Annotated in this window: 7 protein-coding genes and 1 pseudogene; 5 read left to right on the top strand and 3 right to left on the bottom strand. The window is 69.7% G+C overall.

Features of this window, described 5'->3' with window-relative positions; translation table 11 throughout:
- The first annotated feature begins 7 nt into the window (after nt 1-7).
- Nucleotides 8-1,417, top strand: coding sequence for a TrkH family potassium uptake protein (locus CXP56_RS02970; protein ID WP_286899713.1), 1,410 nt, complete (start codon nt 8-10; stop codon nt 1,415-1,417).
- Nucleotides 1,410-2,078, top strand: coding sequence for a potassium channel family protein (locus CXP56_RS02975; protein ID WP_028847570.1), 669 nt, complete (start codon nt 1,410-1,412; stop codon nt 2,076-2,078). The genes CXP56_RS02970 and CXP56_RS02975 overlap by 8 nt, the downstream gene beginning before the upstream one ends.
- A 632-nt stretch (nt 2,079-2,710) precedes the next feature.
- Here the strand turns inward: CXP56_RS02975 and CXP56_RS02980 are convergent.
- Nucleotides 2,711-4,435: a serine/threonine-protein kinase gene (locus CXP56_RS02980; RefSeq protein WP_286899714.1), complete on the bottom strand. Its 1,725-nt coding sequence runs from the start codon at nt 4,433-4,435 to the stop codon at nt 2,711-2,713.
- A gap of 303 nt (nt 4,436-4,738) precedes the next feature.
- On the opposite strand from CXP56_RS02980, the gene CXP56_RS02985 reads away from it, so the two are divergent.
- Nucleotides 4,739-6,208 carry a beta-N-acetylhexosaminidase gene (locus CXP56_RS02985; protein WP_245566637.1) on the top strand — a complete coding sequence of 490 codons (1,470 nt, stop codon included), beginning with the start codon at nt 4,739-4,741 and terminating at the stop codon, nt 6,206-6,208.
- Between the two features lie 832 nt (nt 6,209-7,040).
- On the opposite strand, the gene CXP56_RS02990 is transcribed toward CXP56_RS02985, so the two are convergent.
- Nucleotides 7,041-8,042: a hypothetical protein gene (locus tag CXP56_RS02990; protein ID WP_156899196.1), complete on the bottom strand. Its 1,002-nt coding sequence runs from the start codon at nt 8,040-8,042 to the stop codon at nt 7,041-7,043.
- A 148-nt stretch (nt 8,043-8,190) separates the two neighbouring features.
- Entirely contained in the window at nt 8,191-10,002 is a 1,812-nt protein-coding gene (locus CXP56_RS02995; protein ID WP_028847566.1) for a glycoside hydrolase family 3 protein, read from the bottom strand.
- A 449-nt stretch (nt 10,003-10,451) separates the two neighbouring features.
- Between CXP56_RS02995 and CXP56_RS03000 the strand changes: the two genes are divergently transcribed.
- Nucleotides 10,452-11,243 (top strand): tryptophan 2,3-dioxygenase, encoded by a 792-nt coding sequence (locus CXP56_RS03000; RefSeq protein ID WP_286899715.1) that lies wholly within the window; start codon nt 10,452-10,454, stop codon nt 11,241-11,243.
- Nucleotides 11,240-11,545: pseudogene (locus CXP56_RS03005) on the top strand (kynureninase); the annotation flags it as partial. The gene CXP56_RS03000 and the pseudogene CXP56_RS03005, both read left to right, overlap by 4 nt.

Raw genomic sequence — 11,545 nt, forward strand, 5'->3', positions numbered from 1 at the left:
TGCTGACGTGATCGAGGACGCGCCGGAGGATCCTCCTCCACGTCCGCTGACGCGGGCTGCGGCCGCGCGCCGAGCGTTGGGCACGTTGATGCCGGGCGGTGGTCACCCCACCCGCGCGGTACTGAGTCTTTTCGCTGGTTTCATCCTGTTCGGCACGCTGGTGCTGATGCTGCCCGTGGCCACCGCCAGCGGTGAGTCCACCGACTTCGTCACCGCGTTGTTCACCTCGACCTCGGCGGTCTGCGTGACCGGGCTGACCGTGGTGGACACCGAGTTCTACTGGTCGGAGTTCGGTCACGTGGTGCTGCTGGTGCTGATGCAGATCGGTGGCATCGGCATCGTGACCATCGCCTCGGTGCTCGGGCTGCTGGTGGCCCGCAGGTTCAGCCTGCGGATGCAGATGACCATGCAGGCGGAGATGCGCGGCATCGGCTTCGGCGACGTGCGGCTGATCGTGCGGCGGGTGGTGATCATCTGCGCGGTCATCGAGGCCGCACTGGCGGTGATCCTGACCGCGCGGCTAATGATCGGCTACCACGTGCCGTTCGGCAGGGCGCTGTACTCCGGTGTCTTCCACAGCGTCTCGACGTTCACCGGCGGCGGGTTCTCCCTGCACTCCGACAGCCTCACCAGGTACGCGGGCGACGCCTGGATGGGTATTCCGATCGCCGTGGTGGGAATCATCGCCGGGATCGGCTTCCCGGTGCTGTTCGAGCTGGGCAGGCGGGCTCGTCACCCGCGACGCTGGTCGCTGCACACCAAGATCACCCTGCTCACCTCGGCCATCCTGCTGGTGGTCGGGTTCGTGTTCCTGCTGATCGCCGAGTGGAACAACCCGCTCACGCTCGGCCCGATGGGGGTCGGCGAGAAGATCGTGACGGCGTTGTTCGGGTCCGTCGTCCCCCGCTCCATCGGGCTGACCACCATCCATGTCAGCGACATGACCTCCGAGTCGCTGCTGCTGTACGACGTGCTGATGTTCATCGGCGGCGGCAGCGCCAGCACCGCGGGCGGCATCAAGGTCACCACGTTCGCGCTGCTGGCGTTCGTCATCTGGGCCGAGATCCGGGGCGAACCGACCGTGCACGTGATGGGGCGGCGGCTGTCGCCGATGGTGCAGCGGCAGGCCTTGACGGTGGCGCTGCTCGGTGTCGGACTGGTGATGACGACGACGATGGTCGTCCTGGCGTTGACCGACTACCGGCTGGAGCAGGTGTTGTTCGAGGTGATTTCCGCGTTCGGGACCGTGGGACTGTCCACCGGGCTGACCCAGCACCTGCCGGTCGCCGGCGCGCTGATCTTCGCCGGGCTGATGTTCATCGGCAGGATCGGACCGATCACCACGGCCACCGCACTGGCGCTGCGCGAACGCAGGCGCCGCTACGAACTACCGGAGGAGCGACCGATCGTTGGCTAAGAAGGAACATTCGGACAATCGCGCGGTCGTCATCGGCCTCGGCCGGTTCGGCAGCTCGCTGGCGCTGGAGCTGGTGAGCGGCAACACCGAGGTGCTCGGCCTGGACCGCAACGAGAAGCTGGTGAACGCGTGGGCCGACGACCTGACGCACGTCGCCGTGGTGGACAGCACCGACGAGGAGGCGCTGCGCCAGCTGAACGTGCACGAGTACCCGCGCGCGGTGGTGGCAATCGGAGCCGACCTCGAGGCGAGCATCCTGACCACGTCGATCCTGTCGGACTTCGGAGTCAAGAAGATCTGGGCGAAAGCGCTGTCCCGCCAGCACGCCAAGATCCTGGAGCGGGTCGGGGCGCACCACGTGGTACTGCCCGAGCACGACATGGGCGAGCGGGTGGCCCACCTGGTGATGGGCCGGATGCTGGACTACATCGAGTTCGAGGACGACTACGCCATGGTCAAGACCCTGGCGCCGCGGGAAGCGGTCGGCCGCACGCTCGGTGAGTCGCAGCTGCGCAGCAAGTACGGCATCACGGTGGTGAGCATCAAGCGGCGCGGGGAAGGGTTCACCTACGCCACGGCGGAGACCATGGTGCGGCCGGGGGACCTGCTGATCGTGGCGGGCAAGGCGAAAGACACCGAACGCTTCGCCGAGCTGACCTGAGCGGCAGGCGCCGTAGGGCGACGTCGGCGCTCCAGGATCTCGCGCGGCACCTGGTAGCCGTACCGGACCAGGTAGTACCGTCATGACGCACCGAGCCTGCGGGCAGCGGTCGGACTCGACTGTGCCGTGCCAGGCGAGCACAGCCCGCATGCGGCGACGGTCCGTCGTCCTGCGGGCACGGGCGCTTCCGGACTGTCACGGGCCTGGCTCAGCGGCATCGGCCAGCCCGCGCGCGGCGCTCGTAGCTCGGTCGACCAGCAGCCTCACGACCTGCCTGACACGGCCGGGCCAACCAACGCACCGGCCGACCAACCAGCAACAGCCCACGCACCGCGAGATCCGCCACCAGCACAGCACCGCCTCGACCAGCAAAACAGCACGCTTGCCCAGACCACCCACAAACCCGGCCGACCAGCCCCCGCAACCCACCCGACAAGACCAGGCCAACCAACGCACCAGCCGACCAACCAGCAACAGCCCACGCACCGCGAGATCCGCCACCAGCACGGCATCGTGTGGTTCAGCAGGCCCCGGCAGCACCTGCCTCGCCCGGCACGACCGGCAGCACGACCCCGCGTGAATTCCGAGCGCCAGCAGCATCCGCCCCCTGGCAGCAGCGCGACCAGCGTGGCTCAGGCCCGCGGCATCATCCGCGTCACCGGGCCCTCGCGGGACTCCCCGACCTTGGCCAGCCAGCCATTCACCTCGCGCACCACGGTCTGCAGCGTCGGGCGGTTGCGCGGCTGGGCGTCGAGCGAGGCGCGGAGCAACCGGATGTGCACGCTGCGCTCGGGCAGGTGGCTCGGCGGCTCAGCCCGGGATGCCGCGATCAGCGCGGCCATCGGGTTCTCCTTCACCCCGCGCGGTGGGTGGCCGGTCAGCGCGTAGCTGACTGTCGCGGCCAGCTGCCAGGCGTCCGACGCGGGCGTGGCCGGCGCACCGTTCGCCGTTTCCGGCGCGGTGTAGTCCGGGGTGCCGATCATCATCCCGGTGGCCGTCATCTTCGCGTCGTCCTTGCTGCGCGCGATGCCGAAGTCGATCAGGTGCGGCGTACCCGCGGGGTCGATGATCACGTTGGACGGCTTCACGTCCCGGTGCAACACGCCCCGCTCGTGCGCGGCCAGCAGCGCCGAGGCCATGGTCGACCAGAGCCGGGCGGCGGCGACGTCGTCGATCGGGCCGTTGCGGTCGACCGCGAACGCCAGCGCCTCGCCCTCCAGGTACTCCATCACCAGCGCCAGGCCGTCCTCTTCCTCCACCAGGTCGTAGACCTTGACGCAATTGGGGTGGTTGATCTGGGCCAGTGCCTTGGCCTCGCGCTGCATGCGCTGCTCGGTGTCCGGGTCCGGGGCGTGCGCGATCTTCAGCGCCACCCGGCGGTCCAGCTGGGTGTCGATCGCCTCCCAGACGGTGCCCATGCCGCCGTGGCCGAGCTTGCGCACCCTGCGGTACCTGCCGTGCTTCCTCGGCAACGGCGCGGCGGCCGCGGCCATCGCCGGGACCGGACCACCCGGGCTGCCCGGCTCCGGCTGGGGCGCGAGCGCGGTGGGCGCGTACTGCTTCGGCGGGGGTGGTGGCGGCGGTGGCGGAGGTGCGGGCTCCGGCCGGTAGGGCGGTGGGGCGGGCGGTGCCGCGGCCAAGGCGGCCTTCTGGTCAGCCCGGCGGATGGCCTGCCAGCTGGGCGGCCCGATCATCGCCAGCGGCACCAGGCCGAGCACCGAGATCGGCAGGAAACCGATCCACAGGTACATGGCGGTGTTGGCGCTGACCGGCATGCTCAGCAGCGCCAGGGCCACGAACGGCCCCCACAGCAGGCGGGCGGGCCAGTGCGGCCCGCGCCGCATCGCCATCCGCGCCTGCAGCATGACGAAGAACCCGACCAGCAGGGGCAGGCCCACCAGCGCGATCAGGTAGAGCCAGTACGACAGCGAGCTCTTCGGGTAGAAGACCACCTCGAAGACGTTCTGGCCGCCGCCGAGGTGCTTGCGCTGGTTGCCGACCAGCTCGCACTCCGTGGTGCGCAGCGACTCCAGGTCGGCGAACGTCAACCCGGTGCGCCCGGGACCGCCACCGGTGAACGCCGCGTGGTACACCTCCGAGGCGCCCATCATCAGCATCCACGGCAGGACCAGCACGAAGACACCGCCGACGGTGGCGAACGTGGCGATGGTCGCGGTGTTGTAGACGTTGCCGGTCACTTTGCGGACCAGCGCGACGATCACCGAGGCCAGCACCGGCAGCAGTGCGATGAGCGCCCCGGCGGTCATCGTGGCCCACACCCACTCGCCCGGGCAGATGCCGGGGCCGAACAGCTGTTTGGCGAACGACAGCAAGGAGCCGGCCAGGTCGGTGAACATCGGCCCTCCCTCCGTCGTCCGAGCGCGGAACTCCAGTATGTCGGGTACCGCGATCGCCACCCCGGCACACGGGGCGAATTGCTGTCGTGTTGTGCTGGACGGGTGCATCCTCGCGGCAAGCATTCTGTGCGTAGACGCCGGGCCCGAGCGCTAGGTTGCTCGCTGGTCGGAGCGGTTTTGCTCACCGCGTGTACCCCGACGAGCGAACCGCCCGCCCAGCCGACGCCGCCATCACCCGCGCCGCCTGCGATGACGTCGTCGCGGGCTCCTGCTCCCGTGACGTTGCCGAAAGGGAATCCCCAGTTGACTGACGTCATCCCCGCGCCGGTGCGGGTGGAACAGGCACCGCAGCAGAACTTCCCACTGGACGAAACCACCGCGATCGTCGCGCCGGAGGAGCCGCGGGCTGCTCGGGCGGCCTCCGACGCCGCCGGGCTGTTGCGCGAGACGCTGCGCCGATCCACCCGGTACGAGCTGCCGGACACCCCGCGCGGGCAGGTGATCGCGCTCGAACTCGCCGATTCGGGTGATCTTCCGCCGCAGGGGTACCGGCTCGAGGTGACTCGCACTCGCGTGACGCTGACCGGAGCGGACCGGGCGGGCCTGCTCAACGGTGTGCAGACGTTGCTGCAGCTGCTCCCGCCTGAAGTCGTCGCCGGGAAGCGTCCGCGTGGCGATCTGGTGATCGCAGGCGGAGTGATCACCGACTACCCGCGCTTCCGCTATCGCGGGACGATGCTCGACGTCGCCCGCCACTTCTTCGACGCCGAGACGGTGAAACGGCACATCGACCGGATCGCCCGCTACAAGATCAATCATCTGCACCTGCACCTGTCCGACGACCAAGGCTGGCGGCTGGAGATCCGCAAGTGGCCGAACCTGACCAGGGTGGGCGGCCGCACCCAGGTCGGCGGCGGGCGAGGCGGCTGGTTCAGCCAGCGCGACTACACGTCGATCGTCCGCTACGCCCAGCGGCGCGGGGTGACCATCGTGCCCGAGTTCGACATGCCCGGTCACACCCAGGCGGCGTTGGCGGCCTACCCGGAGCTGAGCTGCGACGGCAAGGCGCGCTCGCCGTACACCGGCACGCAGGTCGGGTTTTCCACGCTGTGCGTGGAGAAGCCGAAAACCTACGAGTTCGTGCGGGACGTCATCGAGGAGGTCGCCGAGCTGACTCCGGGTCCGTACCTGCACATCGGCGGGGACGAGGCGCAGTCGACCAAGCCGCAGGCCTACCGCCGGTTCATCGGCGAGGTCCTTCCGATGGTGCTGGAGGCGGGCAAGCGGCCCATCGGCTGGCACGAGTACGCCGAGGCGGACCTGCCGAAGGAGGCCGTGGTGCAGTACTGGCGGCTCGAGCGTGCCCACGCCGCCACGGCAGCCGCCGCCCGCTCCGGCAACCGGGTGGTGATGTCGCCCGCGGACAAGACCTACATCGACATGAAGTACTTCGAGTCGGATGCCCGGGGCAACAAGTGGGCCGGCCCGGTCAGCGTGCAGACCGCCTACGACTGGGATCCGGCCCGCTACCTGGCGGGCGTGGGCGAGCAGGCGATCCTCGGGGTGGAGGCGCCGCTGTGGACCGAGCTGGTGGAGACCGAGGCCGACATCGAGCGGCAGGCCTTCCCCCGGCTGGCGGCCATCGCCGAGGTCGGCTGGACGCCGCAGAAGGACCGCAACTGGCAGGACTTCCGCAAGCGGCTGGCCAAGCACGGCCCGCGGCTGGAGGCGCTGGGCATCGCCTTCCACCGCTCGCCGGACGTGCCCTGGTAAAGCCGGCATGGCGGCCATGCCGGGGCGCCGGGCCTGACGACGCTTCCTGGCACGGTCATCCCGGGCCCGATGCCCCGGCGCATCCCGGAAAGGTCACCCCGCGCCCGATGTCCCGGCGCATCCCGCGCACCCGCCACACATTCCCGACCCGCCCGCCCAGTCGCGCCGTGCCTCCCGCGCCCCCTGACCTCACGGGTACCCCCAGATACGACGGCACGGTCATCCCGCGCCCGCCCGCAGCGCACACCCCGTGCCGTCCGGCCGCACCGCGACTCTCGACCCCACCAACGGTCCTCCCCACCACCGATCGCATGGGCACCCTGCGCCGCCACACCACGCACTCCCGACTGGCACACAGCCGCCCACACCCGGTCGCACCGCACCCGCGCGCCCTGTCCTCACAGGGCACTCCCAGCCGACATGCTCATCCCACGCCCGGTCGCACCGCACCCGCGCGCTGCCCGGCCGCACCGCGACTCCCGACCCCACCAGCGGTCGTTCCCACCACCGATCGCATGCCGCACCCTGCGCCATCCACGCACACTCCGGTACCAGTCGGGCCGCCCACGCGCCCGGCCGCACTCCGAGCACGGCCTGGTCCCAGCGCGTGCCAGGGCAATACGGCCCGTCTCCCTGGCCTCACCGCGACACGGCGTCAAAGTGGGCCAGGCGGGTTTCCGGGCTGTTTGACACGTTCAGTCGCGGCGCGTTCCTGCTCTCGGCGGCGTCCGGTCGCTGCATCCAACACAGCCGGGCAGCCCGTCCGCAGCGCGCCGTCGTGCCTGCGTCGCTGCGGTCCACGCGAAGCGCCCGCGCCGCGGCCTTCCGATCCCTACTCGCTCATCAGGTCGGGCAGGGAGCGGACCGTGGTGAAGTTGCGAACATCGCTCACCGGCCGGTCCTTCCGTGCCGGAGCCTGCACGCGCACCACTGCCCCATCCACGACGGCCTCGGCCCCGCGGAGCGCATCGAACTCCGGCCCGACCGCGTCCGGCAGCCTCTGCTCGAATGTCTTCCGCAGTTGCTCCGCGTTGCCGTCAGCCGGAGCCATGCACACGACCTCGGTGACGTCGTCCGGCGCGGCAACCTGTACCCCGACGGCGTAGACCACGTCCGGACCGTCCCCCGGCCGATACAACTCCGCCGCGACGACGTCACCCAGGCAGTTGGCGGCGGCCATCGTGACCGGATCGTCGGCCAGCGTCTCGCCCTGCGTAGCCGCCACCCACTCCATGGCCGCGGCACCTGAGGAGTAGGCGAACGAACCCGGGGCAGTCCGGGTGACGTTGAACTCGTTGGTGTGGACCACGTCGGAGAACGGGCCGTCGTAATCGATCCCCTGGGACGCGTCGACAACCCACGTGGTGGCCTCGCCGTCCTTCTTCGGCGTCGCTCCCCGCGCCGAGATCTTGGCCTCCACCGCGGTCACGTCGTAGTCACCGCGGATCACTCCGACCCAGTCGGGCGGCAGGCCCGCGACGAACGCTTCCTGCATCGCGTCGATGTCGAGGTCGATGCCCTTCTTGACGTTCTCCCGCTCGATCCACAGCGCATCCCATCCCCAGCCGCTCAGCGGCTCGAACCGGCTCCGATCCTGCTCGACGAGGTCGCGGATGGCTGCGATGTCGCCGTAAGTGAAGGCGACTCGGCTCTCCCGCGTCGACCGCACGGCACCCAGAGCGGCGATCAAGCCCTCGCTCTGCCCGGCGACCGGCTTCCCGGCGCTGGTCTCCTGGCTGCCCGCGGCGGCATCGCCCTGCACTGTGTTCGAGCAGCCCGCGGCAAGGAGCAGCCCGGCCGCTCCGAGCGCGAGTACGCGTCCCCTCCATGACATGATCGGCAGACTAGCCAGCTCACGCCCGCCGGAGAACGGTGACATGATCCGGCGGCTCGCAACCACCTGCCCGGAGCAGCGCCCGATCCGGGCCGCGGCCGGCGACAGCCGCAGCTCACGGCCGGGATCGGCCCCCTCGGTCCGGACGCTAGTACTTCAGGCCGTGCCCGAACGGATACAGCGTGACCTCCGGGTCCTCCGCGCTGGGGATCGACACCGGCAACTTCCCCTTTGGCGACACCTCGCCGAACAGCACGCGGGCCAGCGACGGCATCACCACGGGGCTGTAGGAGTAGGTGGCGACATACGTCGGCGCCTCGGGGAAGTAGGCGATGTCGTACGGGTTGCGCACCGCCACCACGATGACCGGCTTGCCGGTCGCCAGCAGCGCCTTGACCAGCTGCTCCTGCTTGCCCCCCGGGTCGGTCGCCTTTCGGTCGGAGGCGTTCATGGTCAGCACCACGACCAGGTCGTTGGCTTCCGCGGCCGCCACCGCCTCGGCGATCTGCGCATCGGTCGGCTGCGACCCCGTCTCCAGCGCCGTGGCCTTCGCGCGCCGCTTGGTGAACTCCTTCGCCAGGTTGGCCGTCGACTCCGCACCGAACCCGGTCACCAGCACGTTCCTGGACCTCTTGGCCAGCGGGAGCGTCTTGGTCTCGTTGGTGATCACCGTGATCGTCCGGTCGGTGACCCGCTTGGCCGTCGCCTGGTGCGCCGGATTGCCGACGTACTTGCCGACCTTCCCCGGGTCGACGAACGGATCGTCGACCAGGCCCTTGGCGTACTTCAGCTCGAGGATGCGACGCACGCTCTGGTCGATGCGCTCCTCGGAGATCCGGCCGGAGGCCACCGCGTCCAGCACGGAGTTGTAGGCCAAGTCCATGTCGAAGGGCATCAGCAGCTGGTCGACGCCCGCTTCCAGGGCGCGCAGCGGGATCTCCTCGTCGCCGTACTTCTCCCGCACGCCGTCCATGCGCAGCGAGTCGGTGATCACCACGCCGTCGTAGCCCAGTTCCTCGCGCAGGATGCCGGTCAGGATCGGCTTGCTCAGCGTCGCCGGGTCCTCGCTCGGATCCAGCGCCGGCACGACGATGTGCGCAGTCATCATCGTGTCCACGCCTGCCTTGACCGCGGCCTCGAACGGCGGACGGTCCAGCTGCTCCCATTCCTCGCGGGTGTGGTCGATCACCGGGATGCCGGTGTGACTGTCGACCTCGGTGTCGCCGTGACCGGGGAAGTGCTTCGGAGTGGCCGAGATCTTCGCGTCGTGCTCGTAGCCCTGCACCGCGGCCTTGGTCAGCTCGGCGGTCAGCTGCGGGTCGGACGAGAACGACCGCACACCGATCACCGGGTTCAGCGGGTTGACGTTGACGTCGGCGACCGGGGCGTAGTTCTGGTTCACCCCGAGCGCCTTGAGCTCTTTGCCGATGACCTTGGCGGCGGCGCGCGTGGCCGACGCCTTCCGGCCCGCGCCGAGCGCCATGTTGCCCGGCATCGCGGTGAACGGCGGGCCCATGCGGCTGACCAGCCCGCCCTCCTGATCGGTGCCGATCAGCAGGGGCACCTCGGCCCCTGAGCCGACCGCGGCCCGCTGCAGCCCGTTGGACAGCTCGGCGATCTGCTTCAGGTCGTTGGTCGGGTTGCTCCACGCGAAGTAGATGACACCGCCCAGGTGGTACTTCTGCACCACTTCGGCCGGGGTCGCCACGCCGTAGGCGTCGACGTTCCGCTGGTCGGGGGTGTTCGCGTCGCCGCCGTAGACCTCGGTGACGAACAGCTGGCCGACCTTCTCCTCCAACGTCATCCCGGCCAGCGTGGCCTCGGCCCGCTGCGCGGGCGTCGGTTTCGGCGGACCAGCGGGTGCCGCCGTGGCACCGGTCGGCGCGGCGACCGCGAGCCCGGCCACCAACGCCGCGGACACGGCCAAGCCAAGGCGTCTCCGACGTCCGTGATGCGTCATGAATCCCCTCCCGAGCCGGTGGATACCCCGTGCATGGATCGCCACCGAAAGTTACGTAGGGCACACGATCAGGTCAAGACTTGACGCCTTGAACGGGTCACGAGTGGAAAATCTGCGGCATTTCCGCGATGCGAAGTCCGAATCTCGCGTCACGGCCGCGCCACCGCAACGGCGCGCGAAGGGCCAGGTCGGCGACCAGGCGACGAACGCGTGACGGAAGTTACACTCAAGCGGGCGGCGCAACAGGCCGCTATCGGCGTTACCGTCACCGAGGGCAATCGGCAGGCACTCGTGACGGCACTCGGTGTCCCTCTCGGAGTACTGCTGAGCGCTGTTGGGGCGACCTGCCACATCACGCAGGGTTGCTCTCCCCGGTAAGCCGGTACCACCCACAGCATCGCCGCTTCCGGCCGATCGCCGCAGCGGTCCGTCGACGAGGTGACACGCCCATGACGAAACAGCACGCAGCTCTGACCTACTCGTCCTACCTGGCACTGGACGAGGTGCTCAACGCGCAGCGACCACGCTCCGACGAGCACGACGAGATGTTGTTCATCGTCATCCACCAGGTCTACGAGCTGTGGTTCAAGCAGCTGCTGCACGAGCTGGACCACCTGCAGGTCAGGCTGGAGGCCGGGGACTCGTCGCACGCCATCCGGACGCTGCGCCGGATCCTGACCATCCTCAAGGTCACCGTGGCGCAGATCGACGTGCTGGAGACGATGACGCCGAGTCAGTTCACCAGCTTCCGCGACCGGCTGGAGGCGTCCAGCGGATTCCAGTCCGGCCAGTTCCGTGAGCTGGAGGCGGTGCTCGGCAGGCGGGACGACAGCGTGTTCCTGCACTACCCGGAGGGCACCGCGGCCAGGGAGAAGATCGCGGCCAGGATGTCCAGGCGCTCGCTGTACGACTCGTTCCTGCACTACCTGGTCAAGCACGGCTACCAGGTACCGCGCGAAATCCTGGAGCGCGACGTCACGAAGCCGTACCAGCCGTCGCCCGAAGTGCAGGATCTGCTGCTGCAGGTCTATCGCGACGACGAGGTGCCTGCCAACGTGTGCGAGCACTTGGTGGACTTGGACGAAGGCGTCCAGGAGTGGCGCTACCGGCACGTGAAGATGGTCGAGCGCACCATCGGCGAGAAGAAGGGCACGGGCGGCTCCGCGGGCGCGGCCTACCTGCGCACCACCGTGCACAAGGCGCACTTCCCGGACCTGTGGGCCGTGAGGAACCGGCTGTGACGCTGCACGCTTCCACGAGTCTGCAGCTGTCCGACATCCGCCGCACGCCGAATGCGCTGGCCCCGCACTACTCGGCCTTCCGGGTGGCCGATCGGCTGCTGCTCACCGGTCACTCGCACCAGGCATGGCCGGATGTCGCCGCGGAGGGGCAGGCAGAGGCGTTCGCCGACGCGGCCGAGTACGTCGACACCAAGTGGGACCGCGCACACGCCAAGGCCGAGGCGGTCGCGGCCCACTTCGCCGCATTGCTCGACGACGTCGGCGGAGACATCGCCCTCGGCGCCAACACGCACGAGCTGCTG

It is taken from the genome of Thermocrispum sp., assembly GCF_002919275.1.
Taxonomy (GTDB): domain Bacteria; phylum Actinomycetota; class Actinomycetes; order Mycobacteriales; family Pseudonocardiaceae; genus Thermocrispum; species Thermocrispum agreste.